Below are 25,059 nucleotides of genomic sequence, written 5' to 3' on the forward strand. Positions count from 1 at the left end.
GCGCGTCAATCGAAAACGGGGCGCACATCGATGCTTTCCTTTCGGTTAGTATAGGGTAGAAGCTCTCACCTGGCATTATGGAGGGGGCGCGCAGGCGCAGGCGGGGAAAAGAGGCCCTCATGCTACAATCGACGCTGTTTTATGTTCTCGCGATCGGCGGGTTTGCGAATTCCCGCTGCAGGACGAGGGGTGCGGCCCTTCGTCCGGATAAGAGGTTTCATGGCTTCTCGACCGTCTCGCTTTCTCAAGGGCCCCGTCGCCGTCACCTGCACGATAGCCCTCGCCTCCGCGCTCTCCCTTCCGCCTGTCGCCCTGGCGGCAAGCGATGGCTCCTTGTCGGTCGCGGACCAAGCCCGCATCACGTTGCAGTCGAACGGGCGCATGCTCAAGTTCGACCAGGCCCTCATCAATCAGGTGGGGCTTCAGCACACGGGCGGGTCATGTTTGGGCTACGCCGCGGCGTACGCGAAGACCATCACGACGGGTACGGTGCACACGTGGGCGGAGTTCGACTACAACGGCGGCGCCTACGGCGAGAGCGGGTTTTACGGCAAGAACATGACTGACGAGTTCGACTGCCGCGTCATCGGGAGCGAGGCGGAGGTGCTCCGCACGCTCTATAACGCCATCAACGACGGCCACCCGGTCGTCCTCTACGTGACCACGGGAAGCGGCTCGCAGCACTGGGTCACCGTCATCGGCTACGAGGGCGTGGACAACCCGGACAATCTCTCTACCGGCAACTTCATCATCTTAGACCCCGATAGGACTTCCGGCCTCGAGCCCGAGTCGCTCTCCTCGCGCGGACTCACGTTGCGCTACGGCGATTGGATGGGCAACGTGCGCATCTCGTATGCGTCGGCAGACGTCGACGACGGGCGCGTTCCCTCCGAGCATTTCAGCGACTGCTTCTACGGCGACTGGTTCGTCGACTCGGGCGTCATCGATTACGTCTTCGACCACGGCTACATCACCGGTTATGCGGGCACGACCCTGTTCGGGCCTGCGAACGGCCTGAGGCGCTCGGAGGCGGTCACCATTCTTTGGCGTGTGGCAGGCAAGCCCCAGGTCACCTCTGACAAGCCTCAATTCGACGATGCGAACTACGAGGACTTCTACGGCGAGGCGCTTACCTGGGCGCGCGAGGTCGGCGTCGTGAACGGATGGGATGGGACGAACGATTTCGCGCCCGACATGGAGGTCTCGCGCGAGCAGCTCGCCAAGATGATCTCGAACTACGCGAACAAGATCGCAGGTGCGAACACCGCGGCCGATCTGTCGAACCTGGACATCTTCGACGACGCGGACGCGATCTCGCCTTGGGCGCGCGACGCGGTCGCCTGGTGTGCCCAGGCGGGCGTTTTGACGGGCTCGCCCGCAAACGGCTCGAACAACGCGCTCCCGCAATTCGTGGCCGACCGCGCGGCGACGGCAAAGATGGTCACCGTCCTCGCGCGCGACGTTCTGGCGCTGGGGTAGTGCGCCTTCCTTCTTCGTTACTGATGTGTTAAATGCCAGGCGCGCTCCCCGCGCGATTTTTCCGTTCGAGTAAAATGAACGAACGTTTGGAGTTCGCCTGGCCGCGTCCGAGCGTATCGGCTCGCGCAGCCTGAGGCCGTAACTCATGAGGTTGGATAGCATTTCGGTTGCGCAGCAGAAGGAGAATCATGGCCAAGCATATTTTCGTGACGGGCGGCGTTGTCTCATCATTGGGCAAGGGCATCACGGCGGCGTCTTTGGGGCATCTGCTCAAGGCGCGCGGCTACAAGGTGACCATGCAGAAGATGGACCCGTACCTGAACGTCGATCCGGGCACCATGAGCCCGTTCCAGCATGGTGAGGTCTTCGTTACCGACGACGGCCATGAAGGCGACCTCGACCTGGGCCATTACGAGCGCTTCATCGACGAATCCCTTTCGCGCGAGTCCAACTTCACGCAGGGTTCAATCTATCAGACGCTTATCGCGCGCGAGCGCCGCGGCGACTTCCTCGGCGGAACCGTGCAGGTCATCCCGCATGTGACCGAGGCCATCAAGGAACGTTTGCGCCGCATCGCTTCCCAATCGAACGCCGACATCGTCATCTCCGAGATCGGCGGCACGATCGGCGACATCGAGTCCCAGCCGTTCATCGAGGCTGCTCGCCAGTTCAAAAAGGAGAAGGACCCGGGCGATGTGCTCTTCGTGCACGTGACGCTTGTTCCCTATATCGCCGCAGCTCACGAGGTGAAGACCAAGCCGACGCAGCATTCCGTGAAGGAGCTGCGCTCCATCGGCGTGCAGCCCGACTTCATCGTGTGCCGTTCCGACCACGAGATCACCGACAAGGTGCGCGAGAAGATCGCGCTGTTCTGCGACGTGGCGACCGAGGACGTGCTCGCCTGCGTCGATTCGCCCTCCATCTACGAGGTGCCGCTTGCCCTCGATGAGCAGGGCTTCGACGTGAAGGTTCTCGACAAGCTCGGGCTTGAGGTGCGCCCGATCGACCTGACGCCGCTGAAGTCGTTTCTCGAGGCGGCGGACAATTGCGAGGGCCAGGTCGACATCGCGGTCGTGGGCAAGTACGTCTCGCTCCCGGATGCATATCTCTCCGTCATCGAGGCGCTCGGGCATGCGGGCGTCCACGAGGGGCGCCACGTGGAAGTGCACCTCATCGATGGCGAGGAGCTCACCGACGACAATGCCGAGGAGACGCTCGGCTCGATGGACGGCATCCTCGTGCCGGGCGGTTTCGGCCAGCGCGCCTTCGAGGGGAAGATCGCCGCAGCGCGCTATGCCCGCGTGCATAAGGTTCCGTTCCTCGGCATCTGCCTGGGGCTTCAGGCGGCGGTATGCGAGTTCGCCCGCGATGTCGCCGGCATGCCGGGTGCCACGTCGGCAGAATTCGACGAGCAAGCGGAATACCCCGTGATCGACCTTATGCCCGAACAGGAGGACATCGAGGACAAGGGCGGCACCATGCGCCTGGGCGCCTACCCCTGCAAGGTGTCGCCGGGTTCGCGCGCGTTCGAGGCGTACGGCGAGGAGATCATCTACGAGCGCCATCGCCATCGCTACGAGGTGAACAACGCCTTCCGCGATCGCCTTCAGGAGGCCGGGCTCGTCATCTCCGGCGTGTCGCCCGACGGCCGCCTGACTGAGATGATCGAGCTTCCCGATCATCCGTGGTTCGTTGCAAGCCAGGGTCATCCCGAGTTCAAGAGCCGCCCGACGCGCCCCCATCCGCTGTTCAGCGCTTTTGTGCACGCCGCCTCGATCAGCAAATACCGTGGTTGATCCGATTTCGGAATACCTGACCTGCCTGCGCATCGAGCGCGGGCGCTCGCCGCGGACGATCGAGGCGTACGGACGCGACCTCGCCGATTACGTGTCGTTTCTGGAGCGCAATCGGCTGGGGTCCGTCGCCCACGCCGATCGCGCGGCGCTCGCCGCTTACGAAGCCGACCTTTCCGAGCGTGGGTTCGCTCCCACGTCGGTGAAGCGTCGGCTTTCGGCGATCAAGGGGCTCTACCGCTATCTTGTGAGGGAAGAAGTCATCGCCACGAGCCCCGCTGACCTGATCGCCGTGCCCAAAACTCCCGATCGCTTGCCTGATGTCCTCTCGATCGCCCAGGTGAGCGCGCTTATGGAGTGCGCTGATGATTCCACGCCCGCCTCCTTGCGCGACCACGCCCTGCTTGAGGTACTCTACGGGTGCGGCCTGCGTGCGAGCGAGGCATGCGGTTTGAACCTTGCCGACCTCGCGCTTGACGAGGGGTATCTTCGCATTCGGGGGAAGGGCGGAAAGGAGCGCGTTGCCCCCATTTCCGGTGCAGCGCTGCGCACGCTGTCGATGTATCTCGACGACGCGCGCCGGGTTCTTGACGGAGGGCGCGGGAAATCGAGCGGTGCGGTGTTTCTGAACGTGCGCGGCGGGAGGATCACGCGGCAGAGCCTGCACAAGATCGTCGCACGCGCCGGGCTTTCCATTGGCGTCACGAACTTGCATCCGCATACGCTACGCCATTCTTTCGCGACTCATCTCCTCGAGGGTGGGGCCGATTTGCGAGCTATCCAGGAGATGCTCGGCCACTCCGATATCTCGACGACTCAGATCTACACGCATGTCGACCGCTCGCACATCCGCGAGGAATATCTCGCAGCGCACCCGCGCGCGTAAGGCCGTATTCGGAGTTGTTCTCCCAGACGCAGGGCATGCCAAGCGCACCCGCACGTTGAGGCCGCATCCTTCGACCATCCATGAAGTATCGGGGAGACGGGCGTATTGTGCTCTGCTACTCGCCGTTCGCGGCTCCCACTTCCTCCCACACCCACACAAACCCCCCACATCGCCCCACCGCGATGCACAGCCCATATCTTGGGCTCTTTTATTTTTCCGCCCCATATCTTGCGCTGCGCGACGCGTTCAATGAAGACGGTGCAGCTCAAAGCGTCCAAGATGAGCATCGAATCCCATGAAATGATTGAAAAGTGGGAGATTGTGGGATAGAATGCAATGCATTGGAAGCCACTGCAGGGTTTCGAAGGGAACAGATGACGGACGATGCCAAACAGATCGAGGAGGTAGCCGAAGAGGTCGCGCCGCATCGCGACGTGGTTCTCAACGGCGAATACCGCTTCAAGGTCGACGGCAAGGGCCGCGTGTCTCTCCCCGCGAAATTCCGCAAAGTGCTTTCAACCCAGCTCGTCGTCGCCAGGGATCTGGACAACGAATGCCTTTACGTGTTCGAAACGCCCGATTTCGAGGCATGGATCACCAAGTTGTTCGATTCGTTCGTCGAGAAGAAGCACCCCACCAAGCGCGAGTGCCGGCACATCATGCTGAAGCTCAAGTCGCTTGCGAAGGACGTGGAGGTCGACAAGACCGGCCGCATCATGCTTCCCGCCGATGCCCGCGAGAAATGCGGCATCGACAAGGACGTCGTCGTCATCGGCAACACCGGTCGATTCGAGATCTGGGACGCGAAGCGTTACGACGAAGTGATCGACGACACCGATATCTCGATGTTGCTCGACCTAGCGGAGTAAGACGTGAGCGAAATGACAAGCGAATATCGGCACACACCGGTCCTGCTCGCCGAGTGCCTCGAACAACTTACACTACAAACACAGCACACGTTCGTGGACGCCACGCTCGGCGGGGCAGGGCATTCCTTCGAAGTCGCGAAGCGGCTTGGGCACGAGGGGACGCTCATCGGTATCGACCAAGACGAAGTGGCGCTTGCCGCCGCTCGCAAGAAGCTTGAGTCGCTGCCGGAGCAAACTCGCCCCGCGCTCGAATTGCTTCACGGCAACTTCGGGGAACTCGATGGACTTCTCACCTCTGCCGAGGTGCCCGGAATCGACGCTATCCTGTTCGATCTCGGCGTTTCCTCCGTGCAGATCGATACGCCGTCACGCGGCTTCTCCTTCAAAGAAGAAGCCCCCCTTGACATGCGGATGGATCCGAGTACACAAACTCAAACCGCAGCAGAGATCGTCAACACCTACAACGCAGCAGATCTCACTCGGATAATCCGCGCCTATTCGGACGAGAAGTGGGCATCGAGAATCGCCGACTTCATCGTGCGCGAGCGCGAGAAGGAGCCGTTCGAGACCAGCGGGCAGCTGGTGGAGGTCATCAAGGCCGCCATCCCCGCTTCGGCCAGACGCGCAGGCGGGCATCCCGCGAAGCGAACCTTCCAGGCTCTTCGGATCGAAGTCAACTCGGAGCTGGATGTGCTGCGTCGAGGTTTGGACGCAGCCATCCGCTGGCTGAATCCGAAAGGCAGGATAGCCGTCATCAGCTATCACTCGCTGGAAGACAGGATTGTGAAGGACACGTTCGCCTCGATGGCGAACCGGTGCACCTGCCCGCCAGACCTGCCGGTCTGCGTGTGCGGGAAAGAGCCGATACTCAAGGTTGTCACGCGGAAGCCCATACTTCCGACGCCTGAGGAGATAGAGAGCAATCCTCGGGCCCGCAGCGCGAAGCTACGTGTCGCGCAGAAGCTCTAACCGAATAGCGAACCCACGTCGCCCCTTCGGGGGCGTCGTTGCCTGAAATGCCGATTAAACGAAAGAAAGGGGTGGGGCATGAGCGCTGTTCCTGCATATACGCGCGCCGCAGAGCGAGTGCCCGAGCGTTATCCTGAACGCCCCCGCATCTCTGTCGTTCCTGGTGGCAAGCCCCATGTCGAGACGCTTTCTCCGGCGATCATCGCGCTCGCCCGGGTGGTGGCGGTAGCCCTTGTGGTGCTTGCGCTCGTGGCCTTCGCCCGTATCGCGCTTACTGCCGCTGCTGTCAACGTCGAAATCGAGTCGAAGAGCTACGACAGCCTTATCGACACCGCGCGCTCCGAGGGCAGCTCCCTCGAGGTGGCGCAGAGCAGTCTTTCCAATCCGTCCCGCATCAAGTCCGAGGCGACCGCCCTTGGCATGGCTGCGCCCGAGTCGACCAGCAAAATCGTGCTGCCCGAAGACATCGTCGCGACCGACGGCTCGGGCAATCTCTCGCTTTCCCAGAGTCTGGCCGCCGCCGCGCGGAGCTAGCGGGCGGATATGACCGACCGCAGACGCGACATGCGCGATGGGGATTATTCCCGCAGGCGCGAAGGGGGGAGAGCGAATACTTCTCGCAGCGAGGGGCGATCGTCCCGCACTCGCTCGCAGGGCAGGGGCACCTCCCGTCCGAGCGAGCGCTCGCGTCGCGGGTCTTCCTCATCACGCACGCAGCGACCATCGCGCGAGGCGGGCTCGTCGCGAGCAGCCCGCGACGCGAGGGGTTCGCGCAGCCCCCGCGATGAGCGCGCCTCTCGCGGGGCGGCTTCTTCTCAAAGCACGCTTTCCAACATCATTGGCGCTGTTGGTGTCGTCGGCGGCTCCATTGGGAGAGCGGTTGGCGGCGCTGCCGAGCGCATCAACTCAAGCCATACCGCCGAGAGGGTGAATTCGAACCGCCCCTTCGTCCTTCTGCTTATCTTTGCCGCCATTGCCGCAGTTTTCTTCCTGCGCTTGGGATATCTCCAGATCATCGAGTCGGCCCATTATTCGGCGATGGCCGAAGAGGCGCGCACGATCTCGTTCACCACCACACCCCACCGAGGCACGATCTACGATCGCAATGGCACGGTGCTCGCGAAGAGCGTCGACGCGACGACGATCTATGCGAACCCCGCTGAGGTCACCGACGCGGCGGCGGAGGCGCAGGCTATCGCCAACGTGCTCGGGGGCGACGCGTCGACGTACCGGGAACTGCTCTCGAAGGAGTCCGCCACCTTCGTCTACGTGAAGCGCCAGGCGGATGTTGATGCCGCCGCCGAGGTGAAGAAGCTTGCCCTCGATGGCGTCTACTTCATCGCTGACACGCGGCGCGAATACCCCTGCGGCCAGATCGGCGGCCAGGTTATCGGCTACTGCAATGTCGACGGCGAGGGTATCACAGGTCTCGAGCTGCAATACAACGACATTCTTTCCGGCACGCCGGGCACATACACCGCCGAGCGCGGGGAAAACGGCCTTCCCATTCCCGGTGGAGTCAAGGAGGAGACGCCTGCGGTCGATGGCCAAGACATCATGATCTCGATCGACATCGAGCTGCAGGAATATGTGGAGAACCGCGTCGCCGAGGCCGCCGAGGACATGACCGCTGCCGGCGGCTCCTCGGTCGTGATGGACGCGGGCACGGGCGAAATCTATGCCATCGCCTCGCTGCCCTATATGGACCCCTCTGACATGACGAGCGCGAAATCTAGCTCCGACCAGGTAAAACCAATTACGCAGGCCTTCGAGCCGGGCTCGGTGTTCAAGACGGTGTCGGCGACGACCATCTTGGAAGAGGGAGCGATGACGCCTGACGACACGCTCTTCTGCCCCGCGGTGATCGAGGCCGACGGCTACAAGGTCTCCGACGCGCACGAGCGCTCCGACCAGACCTTCTCGTTCCGCCAAATCCTCGACCAGTCCTCAAACGTCGGCATCTCGCTTTCGGTGCAGAAGATGACCGACGGGTTTACCAAGCTCTACGAGCATATCCAGAAGTACAATCTCTGCGAGAAGACGGGCGTCGACTACCCGGGCGAGGCATCGGGCACGCTTCAGCCACTTGAGAACTGGGCCACGATCACGGGGTGGAACGTGAGCTTCGGGCAGGGCGTCGCGGTGACGCCGCTCCAGCTCGTGCGCTTCTATGGGGCGCTTGCCAACGATGGGGTCGAGGTGACTCCTCACTTCTTGGTGAGCAAGCCGCAAACAGGTGAGATTCCTACCTACGACACAGAGGATGTGATCGAGAACAAGGCTGCCATCCCGACCATCACCGACATGCTGAAAACGGTGGTCACCGATGGTACGGGCAAGAATGCCCAGATAGAGGGCTACTCGGTGGCAGGCAAGACCTCGACTGCGGAAATCGCGGAGGGCGGCGTGTACCGTCAAGGGGTCTACAACCTGTGTTTCGAGGGATTTTTGCCCGACTCGTCGAGCCAATTAGTTTGTTTTGTGGGACTCAATGAGGTCCCAAGCCAAGGAAACGTGTCGAATGTTTTTAAGGATATAATGGCCTTTGCCATCGATCGATACAAGATTCAGCCGGAGTGAGGTAGACAACATGGCCAAAACGTGTGCGGATTTATTCGAAGGCTTCAATTGCACCATTCTCGGCAATCCATCTGAAGAGGTTTCGGGCATCGCCTATCGCTCCGATCGCGTGCAGCCCGGCGATGCGTTCTTCTGCATCGTGGGCCTCGCCGTGGACGGTCATTCCTTCGCGCAGGACGCGATCGACCGCGGTGCGAAGGTGCTCATCGTGGAGCGCAAGCTCTACCTGGCCGACGCAACCGATGTGACCGAGGTCGTCGTTGCCGATTCGCGCAAGGCGCTCGCCTATGCTGCCGCGCAGTTCTACGACAACCCCTCGCGCGCCTTCTCACTCGTCGGCGTCACGGGGACCAATGGCAAGACCACCACGACCTACCTCGTCGAGCACATCGCGCGCATGGCGGGGAAGAAGACGGGCGTCATCGGCACCGTCGGAACAACCATCGGCGATGCGCACGAGAAGTCCGAGCACACCACTCCCGAGTCGAGCGACTTACAGCACCTGTTTGCGCGCATGCGCGATGCGAAATGTGATTGCGTCGCCATGGAGGTCAGCTCCCATGCGCTCGATCTGTGCCGCACGTGGGATACGCGTTTCTCGGTGACGGCGTTCACCAACCTGACGCAGGACCACCTCGACTACCACCACACGTTCGAGGCGTACTTCGAGGCGAAGGCGCTGCTGTTCTCGCACGATTACCCGGCCCGCCGCGTTATCTGCATCGACGACAAGTGGGGAGCCGAGCTTAACCGCCGTTGCATGGAGGCGGGCGACATGGTGGTGACGACCGGCTTTGACGAGTCGGCGGCTATCCATCCCGTGAAGGTCGACTACGGCGTGGCAAGAACCGACGTCGTGCTGTCCGTTCGCGGCGAAGAAATCGCGTTCTCCTATCCGCTTGTCGGGCGCTTCAACGTTTCCAACATCATGACGGCGTTCGGTGTCGGCCTCATGCTCGGCATCCCCGCGGCCGATATCGCGAAATCGCTGGAGGATGCCACTCCCGTGCCCGGCCGGCTCGAGCGCGTGCGCACGCCCCATGACGGCGGCGTGTCGGTGTACGTTGACTACGCGCATACCCCCGATGCGCTCGAGAAGGCGCTCGGCTCTATCATGGCGCTCGGCCACGGCCGCACGATCGTCGTCTTCGGCTGCGGCGGCAACCGCGATGCGGGGAAGCGCCCGCTCATGGGCAAGAAGGCCCTCGCTGCGGACTACGCCATCGTCACGAGTGACAACCCGCGCCACGAGAACCCCGACGCCATCATCGCTGATATCGTTGCCGGTATGGGCGATTCCCAGGACAAGTATGAGGTTGTGCCCGATCGCCGCAGCGCTATTCGCCGTGCAATCGAGCTTGCCGACGCGAACACGTCGGTTCTCATCGCTGGCAAGGGGCATGAGGATTACCAGCTTGTAGGCGACGAGGTCTTGTCCTTCGACGACCGCGTCGTTGCGCGCGAGGAACTTGAGCGCCGTTTTGCCGGCGCTGCAGCGGAGGCGAACTAGCTTGCAACTTTCCGTAACCGAAATCGCAGAGGCGGTCTCTGCGCGCATTGTCGCGGCTCCGAACCCGGATGCTCAGATTGCGTCCGTCACGTGGGATTCCCGCACAGCGGGCGAGGGCTCGCTCTACGTCGCGCTTGCAGGTGAGCGAGTCGACGGACACGACTTTGTTCTCGCCGCCGTCTCCGCAGGCGCGCGCTGCGTGCTCGTCACGCGGGCGCTTCCCAATGAGATGGTCGCCCGCGTGCAAGAACTCGGGGCGGCGATTCTGCTTGTGGATGACGCGCAGAAGGCCATCACCGACCTTGCCTGCGCATGGCGTTGCTGCTTGCGTGGCCGCGTCGTGGGCCTGACCGGCTCGAACGGCAAGACGACTACCAAAAACCTCGTGCGCGACGTGCTCTCCTGCGCGGGGAGCGTCACGGCTACGCGCGGTAACCAGAACAACGAGCTCGGCGTGCCAAACACGCTGCTTGCTGCCGATGCTGATACCCGCAACGTCGTGGTCGAGATGGGCATGCGCGGACTCCGGCAGATCGAGTCGCTGTGCTCCTTCGTGCGCCCCGAGTGGGGAATTGTCACGCAAGTCGGCGAAAGCCACATCGAGCTGCTCGGCAGCCGCGAGAACATCGCGCGCGCCAAATCCGAGCTCATCGCGGCGCTTCCCGAAGGCGGCATCGCTTTCCTGAACGGTGCCGACGATATGTCGGACTTCGTGTGGGACAACGCTCGGGGAGCCGAGCGCGGAGTAAGCGCAGTGTGCTTCGACGGATCGGGAAACTATTGCGAGGATGCGGCTTGCGGCTGGCGCGCGGGGCGTGCGGTTTGGGCGACTCATATCTCGCTCGACGATGCGGGCCGTGCCTCGTTTACCCTTTTCGCGCGCGGGTTCTCGGGCGATGCGGGATGCGAGAGCGCTACCTGCTCGCTTGCGCTCTCTGGCCTGCACAACGTTCACAACGCGTGCGCGGCGGCGGCGGTGGGCCTCGCTGCGGGGCTTTCCCTCGAGGTTATCGTCGAGGCGCTCGGCGCTGCCAAGCCCGAGTCGGGGCGTCAGGAGATACTCGCGGCGCGCGGGGGCTTCACGGTTGTGAACGATGCGTACAACGCGAATCCCGATTCCATGCGCGCGGCGCTCAATACTTTCGCCGCGATGCGCGTCGCGGGTTCCCGCATCGCAGTCCTCGGGGACATGGGCGAGCTGGGGGATTTCGGTCCTGCAGGCCATCGCGAGATGGGTGCTCTTGCGGCAGCGCTCGGCATCGATCGGCTCGTGAGCGTGGGTGATTTGGGGTCCCTTATCGCCGAGGCCGCCGAAGAGGGCGGCATGCCCGAAGATCGTGTTTTCCGCGCCGCTGACGCAGCGGGTGCGCTTGAAGTTGTGAAGGGGCTCGTCGGGCCAGGGGACGCGGTGCTTGTGAAGGCGTCGCATTCCGTTGGTCTCGAGAGGGTCGTTGAAGGATTGGTCGAATGATGTTCAGCATATTCTCGCAATATCCCACGTTCGTCGTGTTCCTCGCCGTTGTGCTTGCCATCGTGATCACGATGGCGCTCATGCCGGCGTTCATTCGCGCGCTTCGCTCGTACCATATCGGCCAGCAGGTTCGCGCGGACGGTCCCGAAAGCCATCTCGTGAAGCAGGGTACGCCGACGATGGGCGGACTTATCATGCTGATCGCGGTCGTGGTAACAGTGCTGCTCATCGGCATGCCCTCGCCCGAGACGTTCGCCCTCGTCATCGCGACGGTGCTTGCCGGCGCCCTCGGTCTTGCCGACGACGGCGAGAAGGTCGTGAAGGAACGCTCGCTCGGGCTTACTCCGAAGGCGAAGCTTATCGGGCAGTTCATTATCGCAACGGCGTTCTGTCTTGTCGCGGTGAACTTCCTCGGCATCGAGCCCACCGTCGACATCCCGTTTGTCGTGGACCTCGACTTCGGCATCCTGACCACGCAGATCGGGGACTTCTCCATTCCGTGGCTCTACCTTATCTTTGTGAACATCCTGCTCGTAGGCATGTGCAACGCCGTGAACTTGACCGACGGCCTTGACGGTTTGGCCGCGGGCACCGTCATGATCGTTATGATCGTCATGGCTGCGATAGCCTACCGCACCGACGCGCTCGACTCTGCCATCGTGGCCGGTGCGCTTGCCGGCGCATGCATCGGGTTTTTGTGGTTCAACTCCTACCCAGCCGACATCTTCATGGGCGACACCGGCTCGCTTGCGCTTGGCATGGCGCTCGGATGCCTGGCCGTCCTCACCAAGACCGAGTTCGTGTCGATCATCATCGGCGGCCTGTTCGTCGCCGAGGCGCTCTCCGTCATGATCCAGGTGTTCTACTATAAGAAGACGCACAAGCGCATCTTCCTCATGGCGCCTTTGCACCACCATTTCGAGAAGAAAGGGTGGAGCGAGACGAAGGTCGTCGTGCGCTTCTGGATCGTTTCGGGAGTTTTGGCGGCAATCGGCTTCTCGATCTATTTCGCCGAGTCCCTTGTGGCGGTGGCGTAGAGCATGCAGGTTTTCTCGGAAGGAACGTCCATGCTGATCGAAGGTAAGAAATACGCGCCCGAGCATCTGGGGCGCGTCCTTGTTTTGGGACTGGGCAAAAGCGGGCATGCAGTACTTGATTACCTGCTGCCGCTTTTGGGCACGCGCGTGGACGCGCTTGCCGTGGCAGCGGGCGGCGATACTCCGGCGGCCCGTGCCGACGCCGAGCGGGCGAAGGCTGCGGGTGCCGCGGTCGAGTTCGGAAACGACGCCGTGGCCCCTCTTGCGCAGGCTGTCGGCGGCTCGTTCGATTTGTGCATCGCGAGCCCCGGCATTCCCGAGATTTCTGAATTCTTCCAGTCCGCGAAGGCGGCGAGCGCCGAGCTGGTGAGCGAGGTCGAGTTCGCGTGGCGCGAATCCGACGAATCGAGCACGTGGGTCGCCATTACGGGCACGAACGGCAAGACCACGACCACCTCGATTGCGGCCCACCTGCTTAAAGACGCAGGTCTTGCGGCGCACGCTGTCGGTAACATCGGCGATGCTTGCATTGCTCGCGTGGCTGCGGGAGATACTGACGTGTACGTCGCCGAGGTGTCGTCTTTCCAGCTCGAGTCAACTTCTCGCTTCGCCCCGAACGTTGCGGTGCTCTTGAACATCACCCCTGACCACATCGAGTGGCATGGGACGCTTGACGCTTATGCTGCGGCGAAGTGGAAAGTGATAGCGAACCTCTCGCAAGTCCCGAACTCCACCGCCGTCCTCTGCGCGACCGATGACGCGGTTCGCGCGCGTATCCGCGAGCTACGCACCATGACGCCTGACGAGCGCGGCTTCGACTATGTCCCCGTCGGCACCAAAGATGGGATCGCTGGTGACATGCGTGCCCGCTGCGGATCCGAGAACGCCGCGTTCGTCTCAGCTGACGGCGTGCTCACGGTTGCGTTTCGGGGTATGGAGCATCGGCTATGCGCTGCATCCGACCTGCAAATCAAGGGCGATCACAACACGGAGAACGCTCTTGTCGCGGCATCTTGCGCGATTGCGCTCGGTATTGGCGACGCGCTCGTCGCCCAATCGCTTCGCTCCTTCGCGCCGCTCGAGCATCGCATCGAGCCCTGCGGTAGCGTTGCCGGTGTGGCCTGCTACAACGATTCCAAGGCAACCAACGTCGACGCGACGCTCAAGGCCTTCTCTGCCTTCGGCTCAACGCGCCCGATCGTGCTGCTCGGCGGGCACGACAAAGGAACGGACCTCGCTCCGCTCGTTGGCGCCGCCCATAAGCATGCCAAGGCCGTCGTGATCTTCGGCGAGGCGCGCGAGCGCTTCCTTGCGGCCTTCGGCGGCGAGTGCCCTGACGAGGACGGCGTGCTTGCCGTCATCGCGGCGAATCATATGGAAGATGCGCTCGACGCGGGCCTTGCGGCAGCTGCGCCGGGAGATGTGCTCTTGCTTTCCCCCGCATGCTCCTCGTTCGACGAGTTTACCTGCTACGAGCAGCGCGGCGATGTCTTCAAGGAACTTGTCGCCGTCCGCTCGGCAGAGGCATAGCGGGGTAGTTTCGCATGCCCAGAACCCAGCGTTCCCGCAACGCCGTCCCCGCATCGATACACGGCCCGCGCATCGGCTTTCTGCTCTGCGTGCTCGCGCTCGTGCTCATCGGGTTCGTGATGGTGTACTCGGCGGGATCGATCTCGAACATCAACAATGGGGTCGATGAGCTCAAAAGCCTGACCGACCAGGTGATGTATGCCGTTTTCGGTGCGCTTATCGCGTTCGCGATCTACCGCTTCATTCCGGTGTCGATATGGAGAACTAAGTGGCTTTGGGCGGCATTAGCGCTGCTCGTCGTCGTTATCTTGCTGACGGCTCTCGTTGGCGTCGACAACTACGGCGCTAAGCGCTGGCTGCGCCTCGGTCCTGTGACGATCCAGGTCTCCGAGTTCGCGAAGATCGTGTTCGTCTTGGTCTCCGCGCGCATCTACGCCGATTTCGTTTCGGGGGAGATTAGCGGGAAACGCTGCGCTCTCGGCTTCACTCTGCTCGTGCTAGTGCCGCTTGCACTCATCTACAAAACGCAGTCCGACCTGGGCACCACGATGATTTGCATCGTTGCGGTACTTGCGGTGCTGTGGTACGGCGAGCTTCCGATCGGTGCTATCGCCATCATTCTTGTCGTAATCGTCGTTTTCGGTCTTATCGCCATGTTCGGCACGGGCTATCGCGCTGACCGCTGGTCCTTCCTCAATCCTTGGGACGACGGCCAGGGCGGTTACGGTAGCGGCTACAACATCATGCATTCGTATTTTGCGTTTTCCGAAGGTGGCATTTTCGGCGTCGGCCTCGGTAACGGGCATGAGAAGTACCAGTATCTCTTCGCAAGCGACAGCGACTTCGTGTTTGCGGTCATCGGCGAAGAGCTCGGCATGGTCGGCTGCCTTGCCGTCATCGCTCTCTTTCTGGGCGTTCTCTACACCGGTACGCTTATTGCCCGATCGGCTCGCGACGATTTCTCTATGATGATTGCGGGCGGGCTTACAATTGCCCTCGTTTTCCAGGCGTTTTTGAACATCGCGTGCGCTATCGGCGTGTTCCCCACGACGGGCAAGCCCCTGCCGTTCATCTCGTCGGGAGGCTCATCCATCTTGGCATCGCTCATCATGGTGGGACTTATCCTGTCCGTATCGCGCGATGCGGCCTCTTCCGATGAGTTCGATCGCCGCCGCTCGAGTCTGCGCGTCGTCAGGCGCGAGGAGGACGGCGCAGGCGATAGCCCGCGGGACGCTGTCCGCTCGGGGGCTCGTAGATCTACGGGGGACCGGACCTACGATGGCGGCCGCTCGAAGAGGACCGCATCGAATCGCACGGAATCTCGGACGGCCGCAGGACGGCCGTCTTCTCGAAGGAGGTAGTCGAATGCTCGTCGTACTGTCGGGCGGGGGAACCGCCGGTCACATCAATCCTGCGCTCGCGCTCGCAGAGGTGCTTGAAGAACGGGGGGTGGAGGTGCGCTTCGCTGGCACGCCGCGCGGAGTAGAGTCGCGCCTTGTGCCTGAAGCGGGCATCGCGTTTCAGCCCTTCGAGGCATCCGGCTTCAACCGCAAGCACCCCCTCTCGCTCGTGAAGGCGCTCAAGCTCATCTCGCACTCGACGAAGGAAGCCAAGCGCTGGTTCGCCGAGATCGAGCCGAGTGTGGTTGTCGGCTTCGGCGGGTATGTCTCCATTCCGGTCGCCCGTGCGGCCGAGCAGATGGGCATCCCCGTGGTCGTCCACGAGCAGAACTCCGTCATGGGCCTTGCGAACAAGGAGCTTTCCAAGAAGGCACGTGCGGTGTGTTTGACCTACGAGTGCGCGAAGGAGGGCGTTGCCATTCCGGCGGCCACGCAGGTGCACGTGACGGGCAACCCGGTGCGCAAGAAGGTGCTGCTTGCGACGCGCGAGGAGGGCCGCCGTATGCTCGGGATACCCGACGACGCGCTCATGCTGCTCGTCTTCGGCGGAAGCCTGGGTGCGCGCCAGCTCAACGAAGGCATCGCGGCGCTCAAGTCCGAGCTGCTCTCGCGGGAGAACCTGCATGTCGTGCATATCACGGGCCCCAAAGAGCTCGAGCGCACGACCGCCGAGCTTGCGCTCACCGAGGAGGAGGCGAAGCGCTGGCACGTCATGGGGTATCAGGACCGCATGGGCGAGACGCTCGCCGCGACCGACGCCATCGTGTCGCGCGCAGGTGCGACTTCCCTGGCCGAGATCTCGGCGCGCGCCATCCCGGCGCTGCTCGTGCCGTACCCCCATGCGACAGCCGATCATCAGACCACGAACGCCCGCGCTTACGTTGCGGCGGGGTGCGCGAAGATGATCCCCGACGCCGAGGTGGGCTCAGAAAAGTTCGCGCAGCTCGTGTTTTCGCTTGTCGACGACGCGGATGTGCGCGCGGGTATGACTGCGGCCGCTCGTGAGCAGAAGACTGCCGATGCGGCGGCGAAATTGGCTGATGTTGTGATGGGCGCCGCGCCTTCGGCTGACCATGGACTACAATAGGCTCTTTGGAATAACGGGAAACCAACGGGTGGGATCGATCACTATGAGCACTGAACGTTTGCATTTCATCGGCGTCGGCGGCGTGGGCATGAGCGGTATCGCGCATGTGGCGCATGACCAGGGCATGGTCGTCACCGGCTCGGATATCAAGGAGAGCCGCTACACCAAGCAGCTGAAAAGCTACGGCATCCCCGTGGCCATCGGGCAGGCGGTGGAGAACGTGCCCGAGGGCGACGATGTCACCGTCGTCATTTCGACGGCGATCCTCGATAACAACCCCGAGCTCGAAGAAGCGCGCCGCCGCAACCTCAACATCATCCACCGTGCCCAGATGCTCGCGCGCTTGGGCGAGCGGCTCGACACGCTCGCGGTGGCAGGCACGCATGGCAAGACCACCACGTCCTCCATGCTCGCGAGCACGCTCGACGGCATGGGCCTCGACCCGACGTTCCTCATCGGCGGCATCGTCCGCTCCTACGGGACCAACGCGCATTCCGGCACGGGAAAGTACTACGTGGTCGAAGCCGACGAGTCCGACAAGTCGTTCACGTTCCTCTCTCCCGCAGGCGTCATCGTCACCAATATTGAGGCCGACCATCTTGACCACTACAAGGACCTCGGCGAGATCTTCGAGAAGTTCAAGCAGTTCATGGCTTCTGTCCCCGAGGACGGCCCCGTCGTCGTGTGCGGCGAGGAGGAAGCGCTCGTCTGCGCGGCGCGCGAGGTGCACCCCCGCGCGATCACGTACGGTCTGGGGGAGGAATGCGACGCGCGCGTCGTGTCTTACGGCCCGCATGGCGTGGGTTCTTCCTTCACGCTCGAGCTTCCCGACGGCACGCAGGTCGAAGGCAAGGTTAAGCAGAATCCCGGTGTGCACAACGTGCTCAATGCCGCGGCGGTGCTCACGCTCATCTGGGCGCTCGGGCTCGACGTGCAGAAGGCGGCCTGCGTGCTCGCCGATTTCGCGGGTGTCCGCCGTCGCTTCGACTTGGTGGGGGAGGCGCAGGGCGTCACTGTCGTGGACGATTACGCCCACCATCCTACCGAAATCGCGGCAACCATCGCCGCTGCTAAGACGCTCGATTTCAACCATGTTCACGTGCTGTTCCAGCCGCACCGCTACTCGCGCGCACCGCTGTTCACCGAGGTGCTCCACGACGAGTTCGGCGCAGCGTTCGACGATGCCGACACGGTGACGTTCATGGACGTCTACCCTGCCGGTGAGGCGCCGGTTCCTGGCGTATCGGGCAAGACCTTCCTCAACGTCGTGCTCGACCACAGCGGGCATCCTGCGGCGAGCTATGTTCCGCGCCGCCTCGACGTCGTGCCCCATATGGTCGCCCTCGCAAAGCCGGGCGATTTGGTCATCACGATGGGCGCGGGCGACGTCACGGCGATCGGCCCGCAGCTTGTCGAAGCGCTCGGCGCGGCGGATGCTGGTGCGGGGGAGTAGCTCATGGTCGCACGTCACGCCTCGCCGCTCGAGGCGCTGCTCGTCGACGAGCGCTTCGACGGGGAAATCAACCCATTCGAGCCCATGTCTCGCCATACCACCTACCGCATCGGCGGGCCGGCACGCTATTTCGCGCGCGTCCACTCGGTGGGCGCGCTCGCGCGCGTGCTCGAGGCGTGCAAAGCCATGGGCGAGAAATGGTACATCGTCGGCCGGGGCTCGAATCTGCTCGTCGCCGACGAGGGCGTCGACGCGGCGGTCATCGTGCTTGGACGCGACTTCCGCAGCATGCGCTACGACGAGGAGAAATCGCGCCTCATGCTCGGCGCCGGCGTGCCGCTTTCCGCTGCTGTGCAGGAGGCTTTCCGCCGCTCGCTCGCGGGGCTCGAGTTCGCAGTGGGCACGCCGGGGTCTGTCGGTGGGGCCTTGCGCATGAATGCCGGCTCTCGAGACGAATGGCTCGGAGCGCGCGTGGAGAGCGTCACCTCGTTCTCGGCCGAGGGGGGCCTTGTGCGTCGCCACGGCAGCGAGATCGAGTGGGGATATCGCTGCTCGTCGTTTCCCGCCGACGAGATACTGGTCGAGTGCGAGCTCAACATGGAGCCTGCCGACCCCTTCTACATCAGGGGGAAGATGGAGGCCTCGCTCAAGCGCCGCAAGGCGACCCAGCCACTGCGTCAGCCCTCGTGCGGAAGCGTTTTCAAGAACCCCGAAGGTGCGTCGGCAGGCGACTTGATCGAGCGTGCGGGGCTCAAAGGTAGTGCCGTCGGCGGCGCGCGCATCTCCGATGTCCATGCGAACTTCATTGTGAACACGGGGAACGCGTCGGCCCGCGATGTGTTGTCGTTGATCGAACTTGTCCAGGGGAAGGTAATGGAAGCTTATGGCGTTGCGCTCAAGCCGGAAGTCAAGCTCCTCGGCTTCGAATAGGCGTCCCCAAAACGCACCGGCCCCGCGCCCACGGTCCTCTGCGCGTCCACAGTCGTCGCGCACGCCGGGCTCGGGCATGCCGCGCTCCGTCCAAGGTGGGCGCGCGGTTGAGGGCGGTTCGGTGCGCTATCGCTCCCGAAGCGTGGGCGACATCGAGCGCGCAAGCCGCGCCGAGCGCGTGCGCGCAAGCTACCATCGCCATCTTGTGAAGCTTGGGATCGTCCTCGGGGCGATCGCGGTCCTCCTCGCATGCGCCGCGGTCCTGTACTTCTCGAGTGTCTTCTCGATTGACGAGGTCAAAGTCGAAGGCGTCGAGCACCTCACCCAGTCCGATCTGCAGGCGCTCGTGTCGGTGCCCGAGGGTGAGACGCTTCTGCGCGTCGATACGAAGGCGATTGAGGACAGCCTTCTGCGCGATGCGTGGGTGAAAAGCGTCTCGTGCAACCGCATCTTCCCCCATACGCTCCAGATCGTCGTGACCGAGCGCACAGTGGCGGCGGTCGTTGAGGTTCCCACATCGGATGCGAAGTCGACCCAGCCCTGGGCGATCTCCTCGGACGGGATGTGGCTTATGGCCATTCCAGACCAGGACACTCAGCTCGGCCAATCGCTCAATCAGCGCATTTACGACGACGCGCAAAACGCGCTCCACATCACCGACGTGCCCTATGGAACCTCGGCGGAAACCGGGACGAAGTGCACCGACGAGAACGTGAACAACGCCCTCGCGATCGTCTCCGGTATGACGACCGATCTTGCCAATCAGGTGAAGACCGTGTCCGCGACAGATGCGGAATCAACGAAGCTCACGCTCGAAAGCGGCGTGGAGATCGCGTTCGGACCGGCCCAGAACATTCGCGAGAAAGAGCGTGTGTGCCTGCAGATTCTCAACGACAACCCGGGCAAGGTCGCCTACATCAACGTGCGCGTGGTCGATCGCCCGACGTGGCGGTCCTTGTAAAGTAGCCCAATAGTGGCACTTTCATGGACTCGGCCGAAGGCCTCGACCCGTGTAATTTGCAATCGAGGTATCATCGTGTACAATAACGCAGGTAAAACTGCACCCACAGTGGGAAACGCAGCATTTTAATCGCAGCAGGTGTGGAGGATACAATGCCAAACACAATAGGTTCCGAGCATTTGGCGGTCATCAAGGTCGTCGGCGTAGGCGGCGGCGGTACCAATGCCGTGAACCGCATGGTTGAAGCGGGCGTGAAGGGCGTCGAGTTCATCGCCGTCAACACCGACCGCCAGGCTTTGCTCATGTCGGACGCCGATAAGACGATCCACATCGGCGACGAGCTCACGCGCGGGCTCGGTGCGGGCGCGAACCCCGAAGTGGGGTGCCAGGCAGCCGAGGAGTCGCGTGCAGAAATTCGCGAGGCACTCGCCGAGGCCGACATGGTCTTTGTCACCGCTGGCGAAGGCGGCGGCACGGGTACGGGCGCCGCTCCCATCATCGCAGAAATCGCGCGCGAGGAAATCGGCGCGCTGACCGTCGGCATCGTGACGAAGCCCTTCTCCTTCGAGGGGCGCCTTCGTCGCAACCAGGCCGATCAGGGCATCGACTTGCTCTCTCAGAAAGTCGATACGCTCATCGTCATCCCGAACGACCGACTGCTTGAAATCGTCGACAAGAAGACGAGCATGCTCGATGCGTTCCGCATTGCCGACGATACCCTGCGCCAGGGCATCCAGGGCGTCACCGACCTCATCACCATCCCGGGCCTCATCAACCTCGACTTCGCGGACATCCGCACGGTCATGAAAGACGCGGGCACGGCGATGATGGGCATCGGCATCGCGACGGGCGAGAACCGTGCGCTCGATGCGGCGCAGCAGGCGACCAACTCCAACTTGCTCGAAGCGTCCATCGCGGGCGCTTCCCGCGTGCTGTTCTCCATCGCTGGTGGTCCCGACCTCACGCTGACCGAGGTTGACGAGGCTGCGCGCACCGTCGAGGCATGCGCCGACGAGAATGCGAACATCATCTACGGCCAGATCATCGACGAGTCGATGGGCGATCAGGTTCGCATCACCGTCATCGCCACCGGCTTCAAGATGAACGCCCCGCAGCAGTCTTCGCTCGACTTCTCGCGCAAGGATCTGTTCGCGTCGACGGATCCGACCCCGGCGCCGAGCAGCGCTCCGGTTACTTTCTCGACCACACCGAGCGCAGGCCGCTTCGCCGACGAGGATTACATTCCTGATTTCTTGAGGCGTCAGCGCTAAGGAGGTAATCGGCCATGGTGGCATCAAGCCTACCGTTGCCGCGCCTCGCTGCCCGAACTATCGATTCGATTCCGCTTTTCACCGACGACGCGTTGTATGGCGCGTCGTCGGTTCGTATTGCCTTCACAGGCCGTGCGGGAGGGGCAAGCGAGGGCGATTACGCAAGCCTTAACTTGGGAACTCATGTTGGTGACGACCGTGACGTCGTCCTCGGGAACCGACGTGCGCTCCTTTGCGCACTCGGCGAGCCCGATATGCCGCTCGTCGTGCCCAACCAGGTACACGGAACCGACCTGGTGAACATCGAAACGTCCGACCCCGAAACGCTGCGTGGCATCCAGGATGCCGCGGATGCGGGTACCGATGGGCTCGTTGTTTCCTGCCCTCGCGTTGCTGCGCTCCTCTGCTTCGCCGATTGCGTTCCCGTGATCATTGTATCGCCGACGGGGCGTGTGGCGGTGGTCCATGCGGGCTGGCGCGGAGCTGTGGCGCGTATCGCCTCTTCAGCCTGCAAACGCCTTGCCGCTCTCGATGCGCGCGAGCTTGGTCATGATGCTCCGGCTCCTTCCGAGTTCAACGCCTATATCGGACCGCATATCTGCGCATCATGCTTCGAGACGGGGCCCGATGTGGCGCAGCGCTTCGCAAGCGAGATCGGGCCAGGCTGCGTGCCCGATGCGCGCCATGTCGACTTGGAGCAGGCGCTCATCCTCGACTTCGAATCGGCGGGTCTTTCGCGCGAGCGGATTGCGTCTGCGCACGCCTGCACGAAGTGCGAGCCCGACAGGTTCTTCTCGTATCGTGCGTCGGGCGGCGTATGCGGTCGCCATGGTGCACTTGCTTTCCGTTCAAGGTAAGGAGTTTGTGGCAATGGGAATAGCCGAGCGCTATGAAATGGTCGAAGAGGAACTCGCGCAGGAGTGCGCCCTTGCGGGCAGGGACCCGAAAGAGGTGCGGCTCATCGCGGTCTCCAAGACGGTCGGCGTCGAGGGCGTGGGGGAGGCGTTCGCTGCAGGTGCGCGGGATTTCGGCGAGAACCGTCCCGACCAGATCGTCCCCAAGTCGCAGGCGTTCCCCGATGCCCGCTGGCACTTCATCGGCAACATCCAGTCGAGGCGCATCCGCGATATCGTCGACTCTGCCTCGCTCATTCACTCCGTCTATCAGGAGAAACATGCGCGCAAGATCGACGAAGTCGCCCGTGAGAAGGGCATCGTGCAGGATATCCTCATCGAGGTGAACGTCTCGGGCGAGGAAAGCAAAAGCGGAGTCTCGCCCGATGAGGCAGAGGCTCTTGTGGATGTGTGCGAGACGCTTCCCAACGTGTGCGTGCGCGGGTTCATGACGATGGCCCCGCAAGGCGACTTGGAGATCGCAAGCCGCTGCTTCGAAGGCTTGGCGAAGCTCGCGGAGAAGGTTCGCGCCTCCCTCCCCGCGCCAAGCGCCGAGGCGTTCGATGAACTTTCTATGGGCATGAGCGAAGATTGGCGAGAGGCGGTTCGTGCGGGCGCTACCATAGTTCGCATCGGACGGGCGATTTTCAGCGACTCGTTTTAGGTCGCCTCCTTCCACCCCTGACGTGCGGATAGCACGCAAAGCGGCTTGTAAACGATGCAGGACAACCCACTACTGGAGCTGCCAGGAAGAAAGGAAACGGAGTTAAGGCATGTTGGACGAACTCAAATCGAAACTCGGCTTCGGCGGCGGTGCCGTGCGCGGTCGCTCGAACGACCGGTACGACGACTACGACGATGACTACGGCGACTACGAGGACGATTACTCGGAATACGCTGAATACGCGGACGACTATGCGGACGGTTCCGAAAACGACTATGATCCTTACGCCCCGGTAACGACCCGCAGTGCTCGTTCGAATTCCACCATCTCAAACCTGGTGTCCATCAACGACGTGCGCGCCCACTCGCGCGGGGAGGGCTCATCGAGTACCCCCACGTCCAGCGCGCGCCGCATGACGACGGCGCATACCCCGTATCGCGGTGAGCGAACCACGGTTGACAGCTCGCTGCCCCCGACGATGACGCCGGAAGGATCGGCCGCCGTTGCGGCAGCCGCTTCGCGTCCGACCCGCTCCGAAGGGCTGAACTCGCTGTTCGAGCCAACGGCGGGCGAGGCGAAGCCGGCGGGCAAGCATGCGGCGACCACGACCCCGTCCTCGCATATGGGCGTCACGTCCGGTGCGACGAGCGCGTCTGCAGAAGGCTCGCTCGGAGCCTTCACACGCCAGCCCGCGCAATCGAGCGCTGCCGCGGCAATGAGCGAAACCGCGCGGAAAGCTTCGGCGCAGGCGAGCTCCGCTTACGACCCCCAGTCCGCTTACGCTCAGGCGCAGGGCGCGCGCTATGTGGCAAAGCGATCGTGCACGGTGCTCAAGCCGGCGAGCTACGGCGAGGTTGAGAAAATCGCCCGGGCTCTTAAAGGCGGCGATGCGGTCATTCTCGCGCTCCGCAATACGCCCGACTCGCTTTCCAAGCGCATCCTTGATTTCTCCTTCGGCGTCTCGAGCGCGCTCGATGCGGGAGTGGAATGCGTCGGGGACAAAGTCTTCGCGATCACGAAGGGCGACGCCTTAACCGACGCGGAGAAGCTTGCGCTTCGAAACCAGGGAGTGCTGTAACGTGGCGAACATCTCGAGCGTGAAACGCGCAGCTGGGGAGGCTATCTCGTGCTGAGCCTGAAATACCTTATCGTATCGCTGTCCGACGTGTACTCGATGCTCATCTTCGTGTACGTCATGCTATCCTGGTTCCCGACTGATCGCGGTATCCTCGCCGACATCAACACGGTCCTTGGCAAGATCTGCGATCCGTACCTCAACCTTTTCAAGAAGTTCATTCCCCCGATTGGAGGAATGGTGGACGTGAGTCCAATCGTTGCGTTGCTTGTATTACAATTTGGTGTAAGACTGCTGATAGGCTTGCTGTAAAGATGCAGGCTTTGCTGGCGAAGGGAAGATAAATGGCTATCACCTCGGCTGAAATCCACAACCAAAGTTTCTCGATCGACCGCAAGGGTTACGACGTCGACGAAGTCGATGTGTTCCTCGAGCATGTCGCCGATGAGATTGATAATCTCAACAACCAGATTGCCGACCTGCAGGATCAACTGAACGATTCGCGCTTCGACGGGTTCGACACGCCGGCGAAGCCGATTGAGGAAGCCCCTGCCGCTGCGCCGGCGCCTTCGTCTGCTCCGGCTCAGGACTTCTCGCAGGAACTTGACGAGGCAAACGCACGCATCCGCGAGCTCGAGTCGCAGCTTGAGGAGAAGCAGGCCGACGGCAACGCCATCGCGCAGGCGCTCATCATCGCGCAGCGCTCCGCTGACGAGATCCTCGCGAAGGCCAACAACACCGCGGCCGAGACCATTCAGGACGCGAAGGACGAGGCTCAGCGCATCATCGACCGCGCCAACAACGACAAGCAGGACGTCATCGATGCCATTCGCAAGCTCGAGGACGATCGCGAGGACGCGCGCGAGGAGTATCAGGAACTTCTCACCGACTTCATCAACGACGCTTCCCGCAAGCTCGCCGAGATCGGCGGCGGCTCTCAGGCTTCCGTCGCTGCGGCGCACTACGCCGACACCACCGATGCGACGGCACAGGTCCAGGTTCCCATGAACGCCGAGCCTGTGGCGTATTCCACGCCCCAGACGGGCAACGTCGCCGTGGCGGCGGCAACCCCCATGCCCTCTGCGGTGGAGAAGGACCTTTCGGGCTTCGGTGACGCCGACGACGACTTCTCCTTCGACGAGCTCGACTAGGGGAATATTCCAAGAAACGCGAAAGGGGCAGTTCAAGCGAACTGCCCCTT

The 25,059-nt window shown here is 62.7% G+C and carries 22 protein-coding genes; all 22 read left to right on the forward strand.

Going from position 1 to position 25,059, the window contains the following annotated elements:
• The first annotated feature begins 219 nt into the window (after nt 1-219).
• The 22 genes from Q0I65_RS06795 (at nt 220) to Q0I65_RS06900 (ending at nt 25,009) form a co-directional block, all read left to right on the forward strand.
• A complete protein-coding gene (locus tag Q0I65_RS06795) occupies nt 220-1,479 on the forward strand; it encodes an S-layer homology domain-containing protein (RefSeq protein WP_296061528.1) in 1,260 nt (419 codons plus the stop codon).
• Nucleotides 1,480-1,667: 188 nt separating this feature from the next.
• Nucleotides 1,668-3,275 (forward strand): CTP synthase, encoded by a 1,608-nt coding sequence (locus Q0I65_RS06800; protein WP_296061531.1) that lies wholly within the window; start codon nt 1,668-1,670, stop codon nt 3,273-3,275.
• Nucleotides 3,268-4,158 (forward strand): site-specific tyrosine recombinase, encoded by an 891-nt coding sequence (locus Q0I65_RS06805; protein ID WP_296061532.1) that lies wholly within the window; start codon nt 3,268-3,270, stop codon nt 4,156-4,158. Before Q0I65_RS06800 ends, Q0I65_RS06805 begins: the two co-directional genes overlap by 8 nt.
• Nucleotides 4,159-4,532: 374 nt before the next feature.
• Nucleotides 4,533-5,027 carry a division/cell wall cluster transcriptional repressor MraZ gene (locus tag Q0I65_RS06810; protein ID WP_296061533.1) on the forward strand — a complete coding sequence of 165 codons (495 nt, stop codon included), beginning with the start codon at nt 4,533-4,535 and terminating at the stop codon, nt 5,025-5,027.
• 12 nt (nt 5,028-5,039) lie between these two features.
• Nucleotides 5,040-5,996 carry a 16S rRNA (cytosine(1402)-N(4))-methyltransferase RsmH gene (gene rsmH / locus Q0I65_RS06815; RefSeq protein WP_158050219.1) on the forward strand — a complete coding sequence of 319 codons (957 nt, stop codon included), beginning with the start codon at nt 5,040-5,042 and terminating at the stop codon, nt 5,994-5,996.
• Nucleotides 5,997-6,074: 78 nt separating this feature from the next.
• Nucleotides 6,075-6,530 carry a cell division protein FtsL gene (locus Q0I65_RS06820; protein WP_296061537.1) on the forward strand — a complete coding sequence of 152 codons (456 nt, stop codon included), beginning with the start codon at nt 6,075-6,077 and terminating at the stop codon, nt 6,528-6,530.
• Nucleotides 6,531-6,923: 393 nt separating this feature from the next.
• On the forward strand, nt 6,924-8,576 hold the full coding sequence (locus tag Q0I65_RS06825; protein WP_296061538.1) for a penicillin-binding protein 2: 1,653 nt from the start codon (nt 6,924-6,926) through the stop codon (nt 8,574-8,576).
• Between the two features lie 10 nt (nt 8,577-8,586).
• A complete protein-coding gene (locus tag Q0I65_RS06830; RefSeq protein WP_296061541.1) occupies nt 8,587-10,086 on the forward strand; it encodes a UDP-N-acetylmuramoyl-L-alanyl-D-glutamate--2,6-diaminopimelate ligase in 1,500 nt (499 codons plus the stop codon).
• A gap of 1 nt (nt 10,087) precedes the next feature.
• Nucleotides 10,088-11,557 (forward strand): UDP-N-acetylmuramoyl-tripeptide--D-alanyl-D-alanine ligase, encoded by a 1,470-nt coding sequence (gene murF, locus Q0I65_RS06835; protein WP_296061544.1) that lies wholly within the window; start codon nt 10,088-10,090, stop codon nt 11,555-11,557.
• Nucleotides 11,557-12,594, forward strand: a complete 1,038-nt coding sequence (gene mraY / locus Q0I65_RS06840; protein WP_296061588.1) for a phospho-N-acetylmuramoyl-pentapeptide-transferase — start codon at nt 11,557-11,559, stop codon at nt 12,592-12,594. Before murF ends, mraY begins: the two co-directional genes overlap by 1 nt.
• A 30-nt stretch (nt 12,595-12,624) precedes the next feature.
• Nucleotides 12,625-14,124 carry a UDP-N-acetylmuramoyl-L-alanine--D-glutamate ligase gene (gene murD / locus Q0I65_RS06845; protein WP_296061547.1) on the forward strand — a complete coding sequence of 500 codons (1,500 nt, stop codon included), beginning with the start codon at nt 12,625-12,627 and terminating at the stop codon, nt 14,122-14,124.
• 14 nt (nt 14,125-14,138) lie between these two features.
• Nucleotides 14,139-15,485: an FtsW/RodA/SpoVE family cell cycle protein gene (locus tag Q0I65_RS06850; RefSeq protein WP_296061549.1), complete on the forward strand. Its 1,347-nt coding sequence runs from the start codon at nt 14,139-14,141 to the stop codon at nt 15,483-15,485.
• 4 nt (nt 15,486-15,489) lie between these two features.
• The gene (murG, locus tag Q0I65_RS06855) at nt 15,490-16,611 is read left to right on the forward strand and encodes an undecaprenyldiphospho-muramoylpentapeptide beta-N-acetylglucosaminyltransferase (RefSeq protein WP_296061551.1); all 1,122 of its coding nucleotides are present in this window, start codon (nt 15,490-15,492) and stop codon (nt 16,609-16,611) included.
• Nucleotides 16,612-16,654: 43 nt separating this feature from the next.
• Nucleotides 16,655-18,064: a UDP-N-acetylmuramate--L-alanine ligase gene (gene murC / locus Q0I65_RS06860; protein WP_296061554.1), complete on the forward strand. Its 1,410-nt coding sequence runs from the start codon at nt 16,655-16,657 to the stop codon at nt 18,062-18,064.
• Nucleotides 18,065-18,067: 3 nt separating this feature from the next.
• A complete protein-coding gene (gene murB / locus Q0I65_RS06865; RefSeq protein WP_296061557.1) occupies nt 18,068-18,994 on the forward strand; it encodes a UDP-N-acetylmuramate dehydrogenase in 927 nt (308 codons plus the stop codon).
• A gap of 76 nt (nt 18,995-19,070) precedes the next feature.
• Entirely contained in the window at nt 19,071-19,955 is an 885-nt protein-coding gene (locus Q0I65_RS06870) for an FtsQ-type POTRA domain-containing protein (protein ID WP_296061560.1), read from the forward strand.
• Nucleotides 19,956-20,107: 152 nt separating this feature from the next.
• Nucleotides 20,108-21,226 (forward strand): cell division protein FtsZ, encoded by a 1,119-nt coding sequence (ftsZ, locus tag Q0I65_RS06875; RefSeq protein ID WP_158050201.1) that lies wholly within the window; start codon nt 20,108-20,110, stop codon nt 21,224-21,226.
• Between the two features lie 14 nt (nt 21,227-21,240).
• Nucleotides 21,241-22,083: a polyphenol oxidase family protein gene (locus Q0I65_RS06880; RefSeq protein ID WP_296061562.1), complete on the forward strand. Its 843-nt coding sequence runs from the start codon at nt 21,241-21,243 to the stop codon at nt 22,081-22,083.
• Between the two features lie 13 nt (nt 22,084-22,096).
• Complete coding sequence (locus tag Q0I65_RS06885) at nt 22,097-22,783, forward strand: YggS family pyridoxal phosphate-dependent enzyme (protein ID WP_296061591.1); 687 nt, start codon at nt 22,097-22,099, stop codon at nt 22,781-22,783.
• Between the two features lie 109 nt (nt 22,784-22,892).
• On the forward strand, nt 22,893-23,861 hold the full coding sequence (locus Q0I65_RS06890; RefSeq protein WP_296061564.1) for a cell division protein SepF: 969 nt from the start codon (nt 22,893-22,895) through the stop codon (nt 23,859-23,861).
• 48 nt (nt 23,862-23,909) lie between these two features.
• Nucleotides 23,910-24,170 carry a YggT family protein gene (locus Q0I65_RS06895; RefSeq protein WP_158050198.1) on the forward strand — a complete coding sequence of 87 codons (261 nt, stop codon included), beginning with the start codon at nt 23,910-23,912 and terminating at the stop codon, nt 24,168-24,170.
• Between the two features lie 32 nt (nt 24,171-24,202).
• Nucleotides 24,203-25,009 carry a DivIVA domain-containing protein gene (locus tag Q0I65_RS06900; RefSeq protein WP_296061569.1) on the forward strand — a complete coding sequence of 269 codons (807 nt, stop codon included), beginning with the start codon at nt 24,203-24,205 and terminating at the stop codon, nt 25,007-25,009.
• Nucleotides 25,010-25,059 lie beyond the last annotated feature (50 nt).

The organism is uncultured Ellagibacter sp., assembly GCF_934643285.1.
GTDB lineage: Bacteria > Actinomycetota > Coriobacteriia > Coriobacteriales > Eggerthellaceae > Ellagibacter.

What these genes read in the sequence shown, in the direction of transcription:
- Q0I65_RS06810 (WP_296061533.1), top strand. Translation starts at nt 4,533, where the DNA reads ATGACGGACGATGCCAAACAGATCGAGGAGGTAGCCGAAGAGGTCGCG.
- rsmH (WP_158050219.1), top strand. Translation starts at nt 5,040, where the DNA reads ATGACAAGCGAATATCGGCACACACCGGTCCTGCTCGCCGAGTGCCTC.
- Q0I65_RS06880 (WP_296061562.1), top strand. Translation starts at nt 21,241, where the DNA reads ATGGTGGCATCAAGCCTACCGTTGCCGCGCCTCGCTGCCCGAACTATC.
- murB (WP_296061557.1), top strand. Translation starts at nt 18,068, where the DNA reads ATGGTCGCACGTCACGCCTCGCCGCTCGAGGCGCTGCTCGTCGACGAG.
- Q0I65_RS06850 (WP_296061549.1), top strand. Translation starts at nt 14,139, where the DNA reads ATGCCCAGAACCCAGCGTTCCCGCAACGCCGTCCCCGCATCGATACAC.
- ftsZ (WP_158050201.1), top strand. Translation starts at nt 20,108, where the DNA reads ATGCCAAACACAATAGGTTCCGAGCATTTGGCGGTCATCAAGGTCGTC.
- murG (WP_296061551.1), top strand. Translation starts at nt 15,490, where the DNA reads ATGCTCGTCGTACTGTCGGGCGGGGGAACCGCCGGTCACATCAATCCT.
- Q0I65_RS06800 (WP_296061531.1), top strand. Translation starts at nt 1,668, where the DNA reads ATGGCCAAGCATATTTTCGTGACGGGCGGCGTTGTCTCATCATTGGGC.
- murC (WP_296061554.1), top strand. Translation starts at nt 16,655, where the DNA reads ATGAGCACTGAACGTTTGCATTTCATCGGCGTCGGCGGCGTGGGCATG.
- Q0I65_RS06900 (WP_296061569.1), top strand. Translation starts at nt 24,203, where the DNA reads ATGGCTATCACCTCGGCTGAAATCCACAACCAAAGTTTCTCGATCGAC.
- mraY (WP_296061588.1), top strand. Translation starts at nt 11,557, where the DNA reads ATGTTCAGCATATTCTCGCAATATCCCACGTTCGTCGTGTTCCTCGCC.
- Q0I65_RS06820 (WP_296061537.1), top strand. Translation starts at nt 6,075, where the DNA reads ATGAGCGCTGTTCCTGCATATACGCGCGCCGCAGAGCGAGTGCCCGAG.
- murD (WP_296061547.1), top strand. Translation starts at nt 12,625, where the DNA reads ATGCTGATCGAAGGTAAGAAATACGCGCCCGAGCATCTGGGGCGCGTC.
- Q0I65_RS06795 (WP_296061528.1), top strand. Translation starts at nt 220, where the DNA reads ATGGCTTCTCGACCGTCTCGCTTTCTCAAGGGCCCCGTCGCCGTCACC.
- Q0I65_RS06890 (WP_296061564.1), top strand. Translation starts at nt 22,893, where the DNA reads ATGTTGGACGAACTCAAATCGAAACTCGGCTTCGGCGGCGGTGCCGTG.
- Q0I65_RS06870 (WP_296061560.1), top strand. Translation starts at nt 19,071, where the DNA reads ATGCCGCGCTCCGTCCAAGGTGGGCGCGCGGTTGAGGGCGGTTCGGTG.
- Q0I65_RS06830 (WP_296061541.1), top strand. Translation starts at nt 8,587, where the DNA reads ATGGCCAAAACGTGTGCGGATTTATTCGAAGGCTTCAATTGCACCATT.
- Q0I65_RS06885 (WP_296061591.1), top strand. Translation starts at nt 22,097, where the DNA reads ATGGGAATAGCCGAGCGCTATGAAATGGTCGAAGAGGAACTCGCGCAG.